The following is a 16,682-nucleotide window of genomic DNA, read 5'->3' on the forward strand; positions in this document are numbered from 1 at the left end:
TCGTCACGGCAGCGCGGTCAGGGCCTTCAGCTCGTCGAGCGTCTCCCGGATGCAGCGCGCCAGGTCTCCCGAGGACGTGGAGACCCACCTCTCGAACCCGACCCTGAAGACCGTGACACTGGTCTCCGCCGACAGACTGGCAGCGGGTTCGGTGACGCCACGTGCGCGCAGTGCGGCGGCAGCGGCGGCCCCGAGCGATGCGAGCTTCAACAGGTCGCGCTCCTGGAGGCCGGGGTTGGCCGCGATGGTCGCGGCTCGTTGGCTGGCATAGTCGCGGCGGTTGTCCAGCAGCACGGCGGCGGACTCGAAGGCGCCGACGACTACGTCGACCGGCGCCATCGTGGCCGGGGCTGACGTCACTGCGTCGACCACGACCGTCTGCAGCTCGTTCGAGGAGTCGAACAGCACCTCCCGCTTGTCGGCGAAGTACCGGAAGAACGTGCGTTCCGTGACCCCCGCCCGTTCGGCGATGTCGACGACCGTCGTCTGCTCGAACCCGGCGTCGGCGAAGAGCTCCATGGCGGCGCTCATCAACCGCCCGCGTGCATCCGGCTCCCATCGCGCCATCTGTGGAGTGTAGTGATGCCAGTCCCTGACATACGTGTGACGTTGTCCTGACAGTCACTGACATTTAGATCCGGCCGCTGGCCGGCAGCAAGGAGAACCTGATGCGCGTGTTCATCACCGGTGGGTCCGGATGGGTCGGGTCTGCCGTCGTCCCCGAGCTCGTCTCCGCGGGCCACCAGGTCGTCGGGCTCGCCCGCTCAGACGAGCCCGCTGCTGCGTTGACCGCTGCCGGAGCGCAGGTGCGGGACGCACCACGCGGCGGCGCCGAGGACCTCGCGCTCGGGTACGCCGGGCGCGGGGTGTGGGGTGCGCAGCGTGGCGTTATGGTTCGCGCCCACCGTGCACGACGACGGCGACCACGGGTTCATCTCGACGTTGGTCGGGGTCGCACAGGCGATGGGCACCTCGGGCTACGTCGGCGACGGATCCAACCGCTGGCCCGCCGTGCACCGGTTCGACGCCGCCCGTCTCGTCCGGTTGGCTCTCGAGAAGGCACCCACCGGGTCGAGGATGCACGCGGTGGTCGAGGAAGGCGTAACGGCGCGCACGATCGCCGAGGCGATCGGGCGCCAGCTGCTCGGCTGGACCCGACCCACCCCGGGCTGGTGGCGGACCTGGACGCCGGGTACTACGTGCGCAACCGAGCCCCGGTCAGTGAACCGGCTGAACCGGCTGGGCCGCCTCAGGCGGACTCGGACTTCAGGGTGCGCGTCATGAGCTCCTTGACCATCTGACGCGGCGTCACCTCGCCCCGCACGACGCCGACCACGGCACCGACGATCGGCATGTCGACGCCGTGGTCGAGGGACAGCTCGTGGATCGACTCGCAGGACTTGACGCCCTCCGCCGTCTGGCTGGTGGCCGCCGTGACCTCCGCGACCGTCATCCCCCGCCCGAGCATCTCACCGAAGGTCCGGTTGCGCGACAGGGGCGACATGCAGGTCGCGATGAGGTCGCCGACGCCGGCGAGGCCCATGAACGTGGCCGGGTCCGCTCCGAGCGCCCCACCCAACCGGGCCGTCTCGGCCAGACCGCGCGTGATGAGCGACGCCTTGGAGTTGTCACCCATCCCCATCCCCGCCGCCATCCCGACCGCGAGCGCCACGACGTTCTTGACGGCCCCGCCCAGCTCGATGCCGATCACGTCGTCGTTCGTATACGGCCGGAACCACGGGGTGGCACACGAGTTCGCGACCACCTCGGCCGTAGCCTCGTCCTGGCAGGCGACAACACTGGCGGCCGGCTGCTTGACGGCGATCTCGCGCGCCAGGTTCGGACCGGATACGACGACGATACGGGGGGTCTCGACCCGGCCCACCTCGGCGATGACCTCGCTCATCCGCTTCGTCGTCCCGAGCTCCACGCCCTTCATCAACGACACGACGGCCGCATCGGAAGGGATCAGGTCAGCCCACTCGACGAGGTTGCCGCGCAACGTCTGGGAGGGCACCGCCAGCACGACGATGTCGGCACGCTCGAGAGCCTCGGCGGCGTCGGTTGTCGCCCGCATCCGCGCAGGCAACGGCACTCCCGGCAGGTATGCCTTGTTCTCCCCAGCGTTGACCTGGTCGACGATCTCCGCCCGACGACCCCACATGGTCACCTCGACCCCGGACTCCGCCATGGTCATCGCGAACGCGGTGCCCCAGCTCCCCGACCCGAGAACCGCAGCGCGCCTCATGTCTGCTCCTTCTTGAAGTTGCCGATGTCCGGCTGGCCGGCGCGTCTCGGGTCATGCCGCACCGTCGGTGCCGACTCGTGTCGGATGCCCTCGAGCAATCCTGTGATCGCCGTCATGATCCGCCCGGTCGCCTCGCGCAGCACCGCACCTTCGATCGGGCAGTCGTAGAGGTCCGTAAGGTCCACTGCGGGACCCGCCGTGACCTCCATACGATGCCTCGGCACGAGATGGATCCCCTTGCCATAGGTCGCGATGATCTCCTGGCCACCCCAGTGCGCCATCGGCACGATGGGCCGCCGGGTCTGCAAGGCGACCCGCGCGGCGCCTGTCTTGCCGACCATCGGCCACAGGTCCGGGTCGCGGGTCAACGTGCCCTCCGGGAAGACCACGACACACTTGCCGGCCTCGACGCCCCCTACAGCCGCCCGGTATGCGTCGACGGCGCGGCCGGTCTTGCGGTAGACCGGGACTTGACCCGACGCCTTGAGCAGCCGCCCGAAGAACGGGATCCGGAACACCTCCTCCTTGCCGAGGAAGTATGGCTCGCACCCGCTCTTGTAGAGGTAGTGCGAGATCGTGAACGGGTCGAAGTACGAGATGTGGTTGGGCGCCGCGATGAAGCCGCCCTCCTTGGGCAGGTGCTCCCAACCGGTCCACTCGTGCGTCGTCGTGACGTTGACGATCGGCAGCACCATCGCCACGGCCGCGCGGTACGCCGGGTTGCGCCGGCCCCGTGTCCGGGCTGGTTCCACGTCCTGGCGCCTCTCGTCGGGTTCGCTCGTTGGCTGCACTGTTGCTGATCCCGTCATCCTTGCCTGTGCCCCCGTCAGTGTCGATAGCCGAGTAGCGGCCGAGTGCCAGCCGAGCGGAGCGGGCATGCCGGCGGCTGCAAGACTCCACCTCGATGAGCGACTTGATCAACAACCGCGCGACCGCCCCCGGTAGTGCCGACAGTGCCGACAGTGCCGACAGTGCGCAGCAGTTGGTGTGGCACGTGGTGATCCCGGTCAAGGGCGGCCCGTTTGCCAAGACCCGCCTGCATCCGCCCGAAGGTGTCGACCACCCGGCCCTGGCAATGGCCATCGCCCTCGACTCGGTGGATGCGGCCATCGCCGCGGTCGGACCGGCCCACGTCCTCGTGGTCACGTCGGACCAAGCGGTGGCCGAGGCAGTCTTCGCGCTCGGTGCCGCAGTCCAGGCCGATCCCGGAGACGGCCTCAACGGCGCGGTTCGCGCCGGGCTGGCCGCGCTGTCCCATAGGCGTGCCTCCACCGAACCGCTCGCCGTCGCAGTGCTGCTCGGCGACGTGCCCGCGCTGCGACCCGAGGAGCTGCGGCGCGCGTTGCGGGTCGCCGGGGAGTTCGACAGCGCCTTCCTCCCCGACGCGGAAGGGACCGGAACAGTACTGGTGACATGGCGCCGGTCCTCGGGCGAAGAGGTCAGCCGGTTCGGTGGGGCGTCAGCGCAGGCGCACTCCGGTGTGGGGTACGCCCGGCTCGCTCTCGACCTCCCGGGTCTGCGGCGCGACGTCGACGACATCGACTCGCTCCGCACCGCGCTCGGTATAGGGGTCGGCCACCACACCGCCGACCTGCTCGCCCACCTGATCTGACTCCGGGGCCAGGCAGGCAGTCGCACCTCGATCTCGCCCCGCCCTAGGCTTGGGGCGTGCAGGCAAGCGTCCATCGGTTCGACGAGGTGTCCGGTGACGGCAGCGTCCTGCTCGACGACGGCCAGGAGCGGGCCTTCGACGCGCCGACGTTCCAGGCCAGCGGGCTGAGGTACCTGCGAGTCGGACAGCGACTCAGCATCGAGGTGACCGACGATGCGGTGTCGCGACTGTGGATCACCGGCATCGGAGACGGCCAGCCGATCCGATGACGTGGGGCCTGGCAACGCGCCAGGCCCCGGCCAGCCGTGCGTGGAGCCCTGACCACACCTGGGTGCGGTCAGGGCTCCACGTGGGGCCGCTCGGCTCAGCAGGTCAGCTGCCTGCCGCCTTGCGTGTTGCCTTCTTGGCGGGCGTCGCCTTGGCTGGCGCCGCCTTGACCGTCTTGGCCGCAGCCTTGGTCGCCGTCGTGGCCGCCTTCTTCGCGGTCGCCGCCGACTTCGTGGCCGTGCTGGCGGCCTTGGCCGCGGTCGTTGCCGCCTTCTTCGCCGTGACCACTGGTGTCGTGGCCGCCTTCTTGGTCGCGGCCGCCCTGGTGGTGGCCGTCTTCTTGGCCGTCGCCTTGGTGGTGGTGGCCGCCTTCTTCGCCGTGGCCGCCCTCGTGGTGGTGGCCGTCTTCTTGGCCGGCGCCGCCTTGGTCGTGGCCGCCTTCTTCGCCGGCGCCGCCTTGGTGGTCACTGCCTTCTTGGCCGGCACCGACTTCGTGGCCACCGACTTTGTGGCCGCCGACTTCGTGGCGAGCGCACGAGTGGCGACGGCACGGCCGCCTGCAACGGTGTCCTTGGGCAGTTTGCGCGGGTCGGCGACCATGTCCTTGAACGCGGTCCCGGGGCGGAACCGGGGCACCGTCGTCTTCTTGATCTTTACCGTGGCCCCCGTGCGCGGGTTGCGGCCGGTGCGAGCGCCACGAGCGACCTTCTGGAAGGTGCCGAAGCCGGTGATCCCGACTTTCCCGCCCTTGGCGACCTCACGGATGATGACGTCCAGGACGGCCTCGAGCGAGTCGCTGGCGGCTTTCTTGCTCCCCAGCTTGGACTCGAGAGTGTTGATGAGCTCTGCCTTGTTCACGTTCCCCTCCGAAGGGCTGCTGGTCGGGCTAACTACCCGACGTCGTGCGACCGGACCGATTCCGGCTCTATGAGTGCTGACGGTATGGCGGTTCGTCGCGTGAGTCCATCACCACGGCCGTCATTCCGTTGTCACACAACAGATTCGGACTTGGTTGTCAGGGTGCCCAAACCCCTTGCGTCCCACTAGTCACACGCTCGGCCAGGAGACGGGGCCGTCGGACAGGGGGCACAACCGTTGCGCGAACGGCGAGTCACGTTGCTTGTCAACGAGATTCGCGCAACGAAGGAGGAGCTCAGCAGAGCAGTTGAGGCTGACGAGAGACGACGACCCGCCTTCTCTCCGCGCCAGGACGGATCAGTCGCCGGTCACCGTCCCAGCAACCGCGACACGCCGTGTCGGCGTGTCGTTTTCGAGCGTCACGGGCTTGTAGGCCGGCCGCGCCTGCTCGAACGCGGTCACGTCGATCTCGTGACGCAGCGTCAGACCGATGTCGTCCAGCCCTTCGAGGAGCCGCCAGCGCGTGTACTCGTCGACGCGGAACGGCGCCACGATCTCCCCCGCCGTGACCGTGCGTGACACGAGGTCGACCGTGACCTGGCCGCCCGGCTCGTTCTCGAGGTACTTCCAGATCAGCTCGACGTCATCCTGGGCCACCTGCGCCGTCAGCAACCCCTGCTTGCCGCTGTTCCCGGTGAAGATATCCGCGAACCGCGACGAGATGACCGCGCGGAACCCGTAGTTCATCAGCGCCCAGACCGCGTGCTCGCGACTCGACCCGGTGCCGAAGTCAGCGCCGGCCACGAGGACCGAGCCCGAGGCATACCGGGGGTTGTTGAGGATGAAGCCGGGGTCCTTGCGCCAGGCACTGAACAGCCCGTCCTCGAAACCGTCACGGGTGACCCGCTTGAGGTACTCCGCCGGGATGATCTGGTCAGTGTCGACATTGGTGCGCCGCAAGGGGACCCCGATGCCGGTATGCGTCGTGAAGCTGTCCATGTCAGACCTCCGTCAGGTCGGCCGGCGACGAGAGGGTGCCTCGAACGGCGGTGGCCGCGGCGACGAGTGGGCTGACCAGGTGGGTGCGCCCGCCGTTGCCCTGACGGCCTTCGAAGTTGCGGTTCGAGGTCGACGCGCTGCGCTCCCCCGGAGCCAGCTGGTCGGGGTTCATGCCCAGGCACATCGAGCAGCCGGCGAGCCGCCACTCGGCGCCGGCCTGCGAGAACACCTGGTCCAGCCCCTCGGCCTCCGCCTGCAGCCGGACCCGTGTGGACCCGGGCACCACGAGCATGCGCACGCCGACGGCGACCTGGCGGCCCTGGATCACCTCCGCTGCAGCGCGCAGGTCCTCGATGCGACCGTTGGTGCACGACCCGAGGAAGACGGTGTCGACGTGGATGTCGCGCAGCTTCGTGCCGGGCTCGAGGCCCATGTATGCCAGGGCACGCTCGGCCGTGAGGCGGTCACCTTCGTCGGCGAAGGACTCGGGGTCGGGAACGCTCTGCGAGAGCGGCAGGCCCTGGCCGGGGTTGGTGCCCCACGTCACGAACGGCGTGAGCGCCGACCCGTCGAGGTGCACCTCGCGGTCGAACACCGCGTCGTCGTCGCTGCGCAGCAGGCGCCAGTCCTCGAGCGCGCGGTCCCAGTCGACCCCCGTCGGGGCGTGCGGCCGGCCGTGGAGGTAGTCGAACGTCGTCGCGTCCGGCGCGATCATCCCAGCCCGGGCGCCGGCCTCGATCGACATGTTGCAGACCGTCATCCGGGCTTCCATCGACAGCGCCTCGATGGCGCTTCCGCGGAACTCGAGGACGTGCCCGGACCCGCCACCCGTGCCGATTGTCGCGATTACGGCCAGCACGATGTCCTTGGCAGTCACCCCAGGTGCGAGCTCGCCCTCCACGACGATCGCCATGGTGCGGAACGGCTTGAGCGGCAGGGTCTGCGTCGCGAGGACGTGCTCGACCTCGGAAGTACCGATCCCGAAAGCCAACGCCCCGAAGGCCCCATGGGTGGAGGTGTGGCTGTCGCCGCAGACGATCGTCATCCCGGGCTGGGTCAGGCCGAGCTGGGGGCTGACGACGTGCACGATCCCCTGCTCGATGTTGCCCATGGGGTAGAGCGGGACGTCGAACTCGCTGCAGTTGCGTCGCAGCGTCTCGACCTGCGTCTTGCTCACCGGGTCGAGGATCGGCCCCGGAGTCGTGGGGACGTTGTGGTCCTCGGTGGCGAGCGTGAGGTCCGGGCGGCGGACCTTGCGTCCTGCGATCCGAAGCCCGTCGAACGCCTGGGGGCTGGTGACCTCGTGGAGCAGGTGCAGGTCGATATAGAGCAGGTCGGGCTCCCCCTCGGCCTGTCGCACGACGTGCGCAGCCCACACCTTCTCAGCCAGTGTTCCGGACATCTGGTGACCTCCACGTCAAAACTTGTGTCCGCCAGCCTGGCCCACTTTCGGGCGCCTGAAACTTGCGTCTCAGGCAATGAGACGTCAGTATCAGTGCATGGACAGCTCCAGCGGGGTCGGGGTTCTCGACAAGGCCGCGACAGTGCTCGGCGCCCTCGAGGCGGGGCCCGCCACCCTCGCCCAGCTCGTGGGCGCGACCGGGCTCGCCCGGCCGACCGCGCACCGCCTGGCGGTCGCTCTCGAGCACCACCGCCTGGTCACCCGGGACATGCAGGGCCGGTTCGTCCTCGGCCCCCGACTGGCCGAGCTCGCCTCCGCCGCGGGCGAGGACCGGCTGCTGGCCGCGGCCGGTCCGGTGCTCGGCGCCCTGCGCGACCACACCAACGAGAGCGCGCAGCTCTTCCGCCGGCAGGGCGACCAGCGCATCTGCGTCGCCGCCGCCGAGCGCCCGGTGGGCCTTCGCGACAGCATCCCGGTCGGATCGAGCCTGAGCATGTTCGCGGGTTCCGCGGCCCAGGTCCTGCTTGCCTGGGAGGAGCCGGACCGGTTGCACCGCGGGCTGCAGGGGGCGAAGTTCAACGCGACAGCGCTCTCAGCGGTGCGCCGACGTGGGTGGGCACAGAGCGTCGGAGAACGCGAGGCCGGCGTGGCGTCGGTGTCGGCGCCCGTACGCGGACCGTCGGGTCGCGTGGTCGCCGCAGTGTCGATCTCCGGGCCCATCGAACGGCTCTCCCGTCAGCCCGGCCGCCTGCATTCAGCGACGGTGGTCGCGGGCGCCACCAAGCTGACCGAGGTGCTGCGCCGGGCCCAGAACACCCACCACGCCTGAATGGTCACGATTTGCACACACGCCGGGCTTGGAGTCGGACGCACTCGGAGGCAGGCCCTACCGTGAGTTCGCACGCGCGCACAGAGGGGGGAAAGAGATGAGGAACCGCTTCGGCCGGCAGGTCGGGATGGTCGGTCTGGCTGCGGGGGTGCTGGCCCTGTCCGCCTGCGGACCGAGCGTCGGAGGTGGGGGCGCCATCGCGACGCCCTCCACCAGCGCGGCCACGTCGGCGCCGAGCCCGGTTACCGACCCACCGTCGTCCTCGACGACGTCCACCCCGGCGCCGACGCCCTCCACCGTGACGACCAGCTCACCGACGAGCACGCCCACCAGCACGCCGCCTCCCGCCTACCTGATGACCACCGGCGCCAAGACCGCCCAGGTGCGCGACCTACAGTCCCGGCTCGCCCAGCTCAACTGGTACGAAGGGGCCATCTCCGGCACCTACGACACGACGACCCAGGCCGGGGTACGCGGCTTCCAGAGCAAGCGGGGCATGTCGGAGACTGGCTCCGTCGACCAGGCGACCTGGGCGTCCCTGACCGGGATGACCCGTCAGCCGACCGACGATGAGATGAACAACCGGATGACCGCCGGCCCCGCCCTTTACAAGCAGGGGTCGACCGGTGCGGTCGTGCGCAACCTGCAGGCCCGGCTCAAGCAGATCGGGTGGTGGAGCGGCGACGTCAGCGACTCCTACGGCCCTTCGACGGCGGCGGCGGTCAAGTCCTTCCAGGCCAAGCGCGAGATCCTGGTCACCGGGGAGGTCGACCAGCGCACGCTCGACAAGCTCAACGGCATGACCCGCACGCCGACGAGCGACGAGCTCAACAACGTCAAGCCGGCGCCTGCTCCGGTGTCGGCGACGGGTCTGGACCCACGCTGCCTGACCGGGCACACCATCTGCATCAGCAAGGCCACCCGCAGCCTCACCTGGGTCGTCGACGGTCAGCCGCAGCTCAACCTGGCGGTCCGGTTCGGCTCCGAGAACACCCCGACACGCGAGGGCCAGTTCAGCGTCGACATCAAGCACGCGGACTGGACCTCGACGCTCTACGGCTCGAAGATGCCGTACTCGATGTTCTTCAGCGGCGGTGAGGCCGTCCACTACTCGTCCGACTTCGCCGCCCGCGGCTACGCCGGTGCCTCGCACGGCTGCGTCAACGTGCGCGACCTGCAGGGCATCACGTGGTTGTTCAGCCAGGTCAACCTCGGCGACAAGGTTGTCGTCTACTGACCTCGGCGCGCACGTCGATGTTCAGTGGCGCGCATCGCCTTGGTGCGCCCAAGGGTCGTCGGCCCTGAGCCGGGTCGTCACCGCGCTCTCGTGCGTGGGCCACACCTGCAGCAAGTGCTGCTCACGGGGAGGGCCGCAGTCGTCAGGGCGCTCCGGATCGTCGGGGTTCCACATGACGGTGTCGAAGTCCAAGGCGCGGCCCACCGCGTGAGCTCGGACCCGGTAGCGACCGGCGCCGGCAGGCAGGTCGAACTGGTCGAACGGCGCGGCCGTGCTGTCCAAAAGGAACAACAGTCTGCCGACCGGGTCTGTCGCCTCGAAGGTCACCTCTTCGACAACCTCCCAGGGCCGGGAGGCGTCGATGGCTGTCGGAGGAGCGTCGAGCAGGTGAAGAGCGAGCCTGACGGTGCCCATGGCGATCCCGGTCTCGATGCAGACGGCGTCCGCCTCCTGCGCCACCGAGACGAGGCGTCCGAGATAGCTGCCGTCGATCGGGTACATCGGAAAGGCGCCCGACGCATCCGCCGAAAGGAAAAACTGGTGATGGTCGACTCTGTCGATCCACCCCTCGAGCCGGCTCATAGGCAGCATCATCACCCACCACCACCCTGGTGCCCAACGACGAGCGGGTCAGCGCCACCCGGGCCGAGTACGCCGCGCCAGGAAGGCATCGACGGGCCGACTCCCGACGTCGTCGTCACCGACCAGACGCGTACGTCAGCGGATCTCAACGCGTCAGAACGGCGCTGATCGCCCCCGCGAGGTCGCCCACCTGCTCGTCGGTCATCACGAACGCCGGGGAGACCTGGACCCCGCCTGCGCCGACGGCGCGGGTGGCGACTCCGTGCGCGCGTAGCTCTTTGGCGCAGGCCGTCGCGGCAGCCGGGTCGGCCAGCTGCACCGCGGCTAGTGCACCGGTGCCGCACCGCACCTCCACCACGGCGTCGAGCTCGACGAGCGGGCCGAGCTCGTCGGCAAGGGTCTTCTCGAGCCGCAGCGCCTCGTCGAGCAGACCCTCGCGCTCGATGACATCGAGGTTCGCGAGCGCGACCGCGGCCGCCGTGGCGTGTCCTGAGTAGGTGTAGCCGTGCCGCAGCCATACACCGCCCTCGGGCCGGTAGAACGGCTCGGCCACCTTGGGCGCCACCAGCACCGCGCCCATGGGCAGATAACCCGAGGTCAGACCCTTGGCGCAGGTGACCATGTCGGGTTCGAGCCCGTACTTGGTCGAGGCGAACCACGACCCCCCGATCCGCCCGAACCCGGTGATGACCTCGTCGGCCACGAACAGGACGTCCATCTCGGTGCACAGCTTGCGCACCCCGGCGAGGTAGTCCACCGGCGGTGGGTAGACCCCACCGGCACCGATGACCGGCTCGCAGAAGAAGGCCGCGACGTGGTCCGCGCCCACCCGCTCGACCGTCGCCCGCAGGTCCTCGACGTCGTCCCAGGCAACGGTGGCGGTGTCCGGCACGAGCACGCCGTAACCCTCGGTGTTGCCCGGGATCCCCCCGAGCGCGGTGCCCGCGTAGTGCATCCCGTGGTAGGCCTTCTGGCGCCCGATGACCATGGTCTTCTCAGGCTTGCCCATCTCGACCCAGTAGCGCCGCGCGAGCTTGGCGGCAGTGTCGATCGAGTCGGAGCCGCCGGAGGTGAAGAAGACCTTGCTGCCGGGGACCGGCGCGATCCCGGCCAGTCGCTCCGCCAGGTCGAGGGTGGGCTGCGTCGCGTAGTCGCCGAAGCTGCTGTACGCCGCGATCGTGCGCATCTGCGTGGCCGCCGCCTCGGCGAGCTCCGCCCGCCCGTGGCCGATGTTGGTGAACCACAGGCCGGCCGTGGCGTCGAGGTAGCGGTTGCCGTCGGCGTCGAAGACGCAGGCGCCCTCACCCCGCGCGATGACGAAGTCACCGCCGCGCTCGACGGCCGACATGTCCGAGAACGGGTGCCAGAACGATCCCATCTGAAACCTCCTGTGGTTTTCAGGCGACGGTACCGGGTCCCACGCGACTGCCTCACGCGCGAGACATAGGCTCGACAGCGCATAGAGCCGCAGACCGGAGACCGATGTTTAGGGAGAGAACACATGGCGCTGAGGATCGGCTACAAGGCGTCGGCGGAACAGTTCGGCCCGCGACGGCTGCTCGACTACGCGGTACTGGCCGAGCAGGTGGGACTGGACAGCGTGCTGATCAGCGACCACTTCCAGCCGTGGCGCCACCACGGAGGTCACGCGCCGTTCTCGCTCTCCTGGCTCGCCGCCGTCGGTGAGCGCACGGAGCGCGTTCAGCTGGGCACGTCGGTGATGACCCCGACCTTCCGGTACAACCCGGCCGTAGTCGCCCAGGCCTTCGGTACGCTCGGTTCGCTCTACCCCGGCCGGGTGCTGCTCGGCGTCGGGAGTGGCGAGGCGCTCAACGAGGTCGTCGTCGGCTCCGTCGAGTCGGCCGAGGAGGGCAACGGCTGGCCCGAGTTCAAGGAGCGTTTCGCCCGGCTGCGTGAGGCCGTCGCCCTGATGCGCGAGCTCTGGTCCGGCGAACGGGTCAGCTTCGAGGGCGACTACTACTCGACCACGGACGCGACGATCTACGACAAGCCGGAGCAACCGGTCCCCGTCTACGTCGCTGCCGGTGGCCCGCTCGTGGCCCGGTATGCCGGCCGCTCGGGTGACGGGTTCATCTGCACCTCGGGCAAGGGCGCCGAGCTCTACACGGACAAGCTGCTACCGGCCGTCGACGAGGGCCTCGCGAAGTCGGGCAGGACCCGCGACGACATCGACCGGATGATCGAGATCAAGCTCTCCTGGGATCCCGACCACGACAAAGCCGTGACCAACACGCGGTTCTGGGCGGCGCTGTCGCTCACGGCGGAGCAGAAGCACGGCACGAGTGACCCGCTGGAGATGGAGCGTCTCGGTGACGAGCTGTCCGACGAACAGGTCGCATCCCGCTGGATCGTCTCCGACGACCCCGAGGAGGTTGTGGCCGCCGTGAAACCTTACGTGGACTGGGGTTTCGACCACCTGGTGTTCCACGGTCCCGGCGACGACCAGGCCCGCTTCCTCACGACGTTCGCCGAGCAGGTCGTCCCGGGTCTGCGCGCCCTCGGCTGACCCAGACGCCGGAGGGGTCGACCGTGTCTTGGCCGTCGGTGGCACCGGTGGCACCGGTGGCACCGGTCGTGAGGGCGTCGGGAGTCCCCAGCACGACGAGGTCGGCGCGCTCCCAGGGCCGGTCGTCGCGCAAAAACGTGATCTCGTGGGCCTCCCACTCGTCCCAGAACCGCACCGCCTCCTCCTGCTCGCGTCCGAGCGCCACGTCGCGACCCAGTCCGCGACGACGCGCCTCGGCCGAGTCGGACTGGACCCAGACGGCTGCGTCGAGCCACGGGCGAAGCGACACCCGCGTCGAAGCGACCCCTTCGACGAACACCAGCCCGGTGTCCTGCGGCACGACGATCGCGCCTTCCCGGCCCCGCTCGACCCAGCCCGGCGGCCGGTAGTCCACCGCGTCCCCGCGCGACAGCGGCTCGAGGATCCCCTCGACGAGCAGCGCTTCCCAGTCGAAGAAGCTGTGCGACCACGCGACGTCGTCCGTGTGCACCACCGCCGCCCCCGGGACCACCGAGGCCAGGACCGCGGCGAGCGTGGACTTGCCCCCGGCGCCACGCCCGTCGACCCCGATGACGAGCGCGCCCGTGCGGCTGGAGGCGACCCTGCTCTCCAGCCCGACGCGTACCAGCTCGTCGGCCAGGCCCTCCGGCGTGACGGCCTGCCAGGGTCCGGCCACCGGTTCTCCTGCGAACGTTCTCATCGTTCCTCCTCGAGCACGACGCAAGCCGCCCGTATGCGTGACGCCGGGTCCCTCTCGTGGTAGATCCACTCGGTCTCCTCGATGTGGTCGAGGAAGCGTTGGTAGGTCAGGGCCGCACCCAGCTCGGCCACCGGACGGAGCAGCTCCGCGGCGCGCACGGGGTCGGCTCCGGGCACGTGGCGGCGCCACTGCTCGGCCCACAGCCGGCTGGTCCGCCGCCGGAGATCGTCGTCGGGCAGGCGTTCGACGAAGGCGCGCATGTCGATCACCGGGTTGCCCACGCCGACGTCGCCCCAGTCGAGCAACGTGAGTCGCTCGACCGGCGTGACGGCGCGACGCCAGTTGCCAGGGTGCAGGTCACCGTGCACGAGCGTGTCGGGCAGGCCGCACGCGGCGACCGCCTCGAGTCGGTCCGGCAACCCGGACACGAGCGAGTCGAACATCGTGCCCTCCTCTGGCGTCAGGGTGTCCCGGACGCTGCGTCGGCCCGCAAGGTCGCGGACGTCGTCCAGCATTGCGGCCGGCCGCAGATCGGTCGCACCGAGGACCAGGGCGTGCTCGATGTCGTCGACGAGGGCCGCCTGCACCGCGACCCACCGGGTCACCATGCGGGCGATCACCTCCTCGTCGCCGGCGCACCCACCGAGGCCCCACTGGTCGGCGCCAGGGATCTGGTCCATCAGGATCGCGCGACGCTCGGCGTCATGGCCGAGCACGACGGGGACCAGGTCCGGGTCGACACGACCCACCCGGGCGATGACTCCCCCCTCGTCGACCAGGAACGGCGGGCCGGCCTTGAACCAGACCTCACCCTCGGTCGTCGGGGCGGACACGACGAGAGACAGGTTCCACGTCTTGCGCTGCCGCACCGGCCCGGTCCGCCTTCGGCCGTGGCGCGAGAGCGTCGAGTCCACCCACCCCGCCAGCCCGTCCAGGCCACCAGGATCGGCCCACCACCGGCGGTTCCGGGGGTCCGAGTCTGTAGCCGCGCGGTGTTCGGGGGACAGCGGCACGGTGTCGTCCGGCATACCGGCAGTCACCTCCGCGAGGTAGCTCACCGGTCCCCCGGCAGGCCCCGCACCGGCCGTCAGCAGCCGCAGCACCGTGACCTCGAGCCCGTGTCGCTCGCGCACGATCCGCACGACCTCGTCGACCTCGGGCCACCAGAGGGGGCGCGCGAGGAAGGGGGGAAGCTCACCCATGAGCCGGCCGCGCAAATCGCAGAGCACCAGTGTCACAAGGCGCTCGGCCGCGCCAGGAACCAGAGCGCGGTCCAGCATGACGTCGATCGTGCCAGAGGGGGGGTGAAGGGTGCGACCCCGTAGGCGGGGATGCACCTTTCACGGTCCATCCGCTGTCCGTTCTGGTAGCCCCGACGGGATTCGAACCCGCGCTACCGCCTTGAGAGGGCGGCGTGCTAGGCCGCTACACAACGGGGCCCTAGCCGTGCCGTCCGGGCCTCTGCAGACCTCGGACAGCGGACTGACAACGGACGAAACCCTACCCGAGGACAGGGGTCAGACCGAATCGTCCGCTGGGGTACCAGGACTCGAACCTAGAACAACTGAACCAGAATCAGCCGTGTTGCCAATTACACCATACCCCATGGGGGTATCGGCCTCGTCTCGTCGAGCGCAACGAGCGGGAGCCGAACCGAGGGTCGATACTACCGGGCGCGCGACCCGGCACCCAAATCAGAGTGAGTCACGCAGGGCGTGCAGGCGCCGGAGGGTCGAGGTCTTGCCGAGGATCTCCATCGACTCGAACAGCGGCGGCGACACCCGCGCCCCGGAGACCGCCGTGCGCAGCGGTCCGAACGCGAACTTCGCCTTGATGCCCAGCCCCTCGACGACGGCAGTACGCAGGGCAGCCTCGATCGGTGCCGCGGTCCAGCCGCTCTGCGACCCCAGCAGCCCGCGGGGGTGGTCGTCGATGTCACCCAGCGCGTGGATCGCTGCGTCGAGGACGGCGCCGGAGTCGGCCCCGAGCTGGGCTCGGGCGTCGTCGGAGATCTCGATCTCGTCGTCGCCGAGGAAGAAGGGGCGCACCAGTGGCGTCGCCTCCGACAGCAGCCCGATCCTGGTCTGGATGAGCTCGGCCACGGCCATCAGCCGGCCGAGCTCCCCGAGCGACGGGGCGCCCGACAGCACGCCGGCGGCCTCGAGGTGAGGCAGCAGCCGCGAGGTGAAGTCGCGTACCTCCAGGCTGCGGATGTAGACGCCATTGAGCCAGTTCAGCTTGTCCAGGTTGAAGATCGCCCCCGACCGGTTGACCTCCGACCAACGGAACCGCTGCGTGAACTCTACGAAGGTGAACACCTCCCGCTCGGTCCCGTCAGCCTCCACGATGGGCGGATAACCCTGCAGCGCAAGGAAGTTGACCAGCGCCTCAGGAAGGTAACCCTGCTCGCGAAACCAGGTGAGCCGGGCCCACGGGTTCTTGCGCTTGGATATCTTCGCCTTCTTCTCGTCGCGCAGCAGCGGCATGTGGGCGAACGCCGGAGGGTCCAGCCCGAACCAGCGGTAGAGCAGCAGGTGTTTGGGCGTCGAGCTGATCCACTCCTGCCCGCGGACGACGTGGGTGATCTCCATCTCGTGGTCGTCGACGACCACTGCCAGGTGGTAGGTCGGGAACCCGTCGGCCTTGAGGATGACCTGGTCGTCCGGCCGGGGCGCGCTGGTCCGGCCCATGATCAGGTCGTCCCACGCCAGCTCGACGTCGTCGGGAACGAGCATCCGCACCACCGGGGAGGACGAGAAACCCGGCAGCTCGGACCGCTCCTCGGCTGTTTTGCCAAGGCAGAGCCGGTCGTACCCGGTCGGCTGTTTCGCCTTCTGCTGCCGATCACGCATCTCGGCGAGCCGGTCGGGCGAGCACCAGCAGAGGTATGCGTGTCCCTGGGCGAGGAGGCGGTCGGCATAGGGGCGGTAGGTGTCGAGTCGCTCGGACTGTCGGTATGGGGCGTGCGGGCCGCCGATGTCGGGACCCTCGTCCCAGTCAAGCCCCAGCCAGTGAAGCGTGTCGTAGAGCTGCTGCTCGCTATCGGCTTGGAACCGGGCGCGGTCGGTGTCCTCGACGCGCAGCACGAACCGGCCGCCCTGCTGGCGCGCGTAGGCGAGGTCGAACATCGCCATGTACGCCGTGCCGACGTGCGGGTCACCCGTGGGTGACGGAGCCACGCGAAGGCGAGCTCGGGAGTCCGGGCCGAGGGGCAAGAGGACCGAGTGGGCCGCGCCCGCCGAGACAACGCGGATGGACGAGCTGGGGCTGGAGTCAGTCATGGTGTCGACAACCCTATCCGCGCCCTGGACAGGGGGGCCTGCTCGATATAGTTGCGAGGCCGTCCGGAAGCGTTGATGAAGGAGCCCATGTCGCAAGGCAGCTCACCTGTCGCGACCGACGCCACGTCTTTGCCGGACCT

At 69.6% G+C, this 16,682-nt stretch carries 17 protein-coding genes, 2 tRNA genes and 1 pseudogene; 7 read left to right on the forward strand and 13 right to left on the reverse strand.

Annotated elements, in window-relative coordinates; genetic code table 11:
• Positions 1–3: 3 nt before the first annotated feature.
• Positions 4–567, reverse strand: coding sequence for a TetR family transcriptional regulator (locus tag ABI385_RS09215; RefSeq protein ID WP_348103455.1), 564 nt, complete (start codon positions 565–567; stop codon positions 4–6).
• Between the two features lie 101 nt (positions 568–668).
• Here ABI385_RS09215 and ABI385_RS09220 point away from each other — a divergent pair.
• Positions 669–731 (forward strand): annotated as a pseudogene (locus ABI385_RS09220) (hypothetical protein); the annotation flags it as partial.
• A 151-nt stretch (positions 732–882) separates the two neighbouring features.
• Positions 883–1,284 carry a hypothetical protein gene (locus ABI385_RS09225; protein WP_348103493.1) on the forward strand — a complete coding sequence of 134 codons (402 nt, stop codon included), beginning with the start codon at positions 883–885 and terminating at the stop codon, positions 1,282–1,284.
• Here the strand turns inward: ABI385_RS09225 and ABI385_RS09230 are convergent.
• Positions 1,250–2,248, reverse strand: coding sequence for an NAD(P)H-dependent glycerol-3-phosphate dehydrogenase (locus ABI385_RS09230; RefSeq protein WP_348103456.1), 999 nt, complete (start codon positions 2,246–2,248; stop codon positions 1,250–1,252). The two genes, ABI385_RS09225 and ABI385_RS09230, sit on opposite strands and share 35 nt — an antisense overlap.
• Positions 2,245–2,943 (reverse strand): lysophospholipid acyltransferase family protein, encoded by a 699-nt coding sequence (locus ABI385_RS09235; protein ID WP_348103492.1) that lies wholly within the window; start codon positions 2,941–2,943, stop codon positions 2,245–2,247. The genes ABI385_RS09230 and ABI385_RS09235 overlap by 4 nt, the downstream gene beginning before the upstream one ends.
• 209 nt (positions 2,944–3,152) lie before the next feature.
• Between ABI385_RS09235 and cofC the strand changes: the two genes are divergently transcribed.
• Together cofC and ABI385_RS09245 are read left to right on the forward strand one after the other, a co-directional pair.
• Entirely contained in the window at positions 3,153–3,860 is a 708-nt protein-coding gene (gene cofC, locus ABI385_RS09240) for a 2-phospho-L-lactate guanylyltransferase (RefSeq protein ID WP_348103457.1), read from the forward strand.
• 56 nt (positions 3,861–3,916) lie between these two features.
• Positions 3,917–4,129, forward strand: a complete 213-nt coding sequence (locus tag ABI385_RS09245; protein ID WP_348103458.1) for a hypothetical protein — start codon at positions 3,917–3,919, stop codon at positions 4,127–4,129.
• A 103-nt stretch (positions 4,130–4,232) separates the two neighbouring features.
• Here ABI385_RS09245 and ABI385_RS09250 read toward each other — a convergent pair whose 3' ends face one another.
• The 3 genes from ABI385_RS09250 to leuC form a co-directional block, all read right to left on the reverse strand.
• Positions 4,233–4,985: an HU family DNA-binding protein gene (locus ABI385_RS09250; protein WP_348103459.1), complete on the reverse strand. Its 753-nt coding sequence runs from the start codon at positions 4,983–4,985 to the stop codon at positions 4,233–4,235.
• A gap of 357 nt (positions 4,986–5,342) precedes the next feature.
• A complete protein-coding gene (leuD, locus tag ABI385_RS09255; RefSeq protein WP_348103460.1) occupies positions 5,343–5,984 on the reverse strand; it encodes a 3-isopropylmalate dehydratase small subunit in 642 nt (213 codons plus the stop codon).
• 1 nt (position 5,985) lies between these two features.
• On the reverse strand, positions 5,986–7,386 hold the full coding sequence (gene leuC, locus ABI385_RS09260) for a 3-isopropylmalate dehydratase large subunit (protein WP_348103461.1): 1,401 nt from the start codon (positions 7,384–7,386) through the stop codon (positions 5,986–5,988).
• A 97-nt stretch (positions 7,387–7,483) separates the two neighbouring features.
• Here leuC and ABI385_RS09265 point away from each other — a divergent pair, with 97 nt between their 5' ends.
• Both ABI385_RS09265 and ABI385_RS09270 read left to right on the forward strand, forming a co-directional pair.
• Positions 7,484–8,215 (forward strand): IclR family transcriptional regulator, encoded by a 732-nt coding sequence (locus ABI385_RS09265; RefSeq protein ID WP_348103462.1) that lies wholly within the window; start codon positions 7,484–7,486, stop codon positions 8,213–8,215.
• 97 nt (positions 8,216–8,312) lie between these two features.
• Positions 8,313–9,452 (forward strand): peptidoglycan-binding protein, encoded by a 1,140-nt coding sequence (locus tag ABI385_RS09270; protein ID WP_348103463.1) that lies wholly within the window; start codon positions 8,313–8,315, stop codon positions 9,450–9,452.
• Between the two features lie 21 nt (positions 9,453–9,473).
• Here the strand turns inward: ABI385_RS09270 and ABI385_RS09275 are convergent, their stop codons facing one another.
• Complete coding sequence (locus ABI385_RS09275) at positions 9,474–10,049, reverse strand: hypothetical protein (protein ID WP_348103464.1); 576 nt, start codon at positions 10,047–10,049, stop codon at positions 9,474–9,476.
• 130 nt (positions 10,050–10,179) lie between these two features.
• The gene (locus tag ABI385_RS09280; protein WP_348103465.1) at positions 10,180–11,412 is read right to left on the reverse strand and encodes an aminotransferase class III-fold pyridoxal phosphate-dependent enzyme; all 1,233 of its coding nucleotides are present in this window, start codon (positions 11,410–11,412) and stop codon (positions 10,180–10,182) included.
• Positions 11,413–11,535: 123 nt separating this feature from the next.
• Here ABI385_RS09280 and fgd point away from each other — a divergent pair, with 123 nt between their 5' ends.
• Positions 11,536–12,561 carry a glucose-6-phosphate dehydrogenase (coenzyme-F420) gene (gene fgd / locus ABI385_RS09285; protein ID WP_348103466.1) on the forward strand — a complete coding sequence of 342 codons (1,026 nt, stop codon included), beginning with the start codon at positions 11,536–11,538 and terminating at the stop codon, positions 12,559–12,561.
• Here fgd and ABI385_RS09290 read toward each other — a convergent pair.
• From ABI385_RS09290 to gltX, 5 genes are all read right to left on the reverse strand, one after another.
• Complete coding sequence (locus ABI385_RS09290) at positions 12,512–13,261, reverse strand: hypothetical protein (protein WP_348103467.1); 750 nt, start codon at positions 13,259–13,261, stop codon at positions 12,512–12,514. The genes fgd and ABI385_RS09290 overlap by 50 nt on opposite strands.
• The gene (locus ABI385_RS09295; protein WP_348103468.1) at positions 13,258–14,541 is read right to left on the reverse strand and encodes a phosphotransferase; all 1,284 of its coding nucleotides are present in this window, start codon (positions 14,539–14,541) and stop codon (positions 13,258–13,260) included. The genes ABI385_RS09290 and ABI385_RS09295 overlap by 4 nt, the downstream gene beginning before the upstream one ends.
• Before the next feature lie 84 nt (positions 14,542–14,625).
• Positions 14,626–14,701: transfer RNA gene (locus ABI385_RS09300), tRNA-Glu, on the reverse strand.
• Between the two features lie 94 nt (positions 14,702–14,795).
• Positions 14,796–14,867, reverse strand: a tRNA-Gln gene (locus tag ABI385_RS09305).
• 88 nt (positions 14,868–14,955) lie between these two features.
• Positions 14,956–16,542 carry a glutamate--tRNA ligase gene (gene gltX / locus ABI385_RS09310; RefSeq protein WP_348103469.1) on the reverse strand — a complete coding sequence of 529 codons (1,587 nt, stop codon included), beginning with the start codon at positions 16,540–16,542 and terminating at the stop codon, positions 14,956–14,958.
• Between the last annotated feature and the right edge of the window lie 140 nt (positions 16,543–16,682).

Source organism: Lapillicoccus sp., from assembly GCF_039935575.1.
Taxonomy (GTDB): Bacteria; Actinomycetota; Actinomycetes; order Actinomycetales; family Dermatophilaceae; genus Lapillicoccus.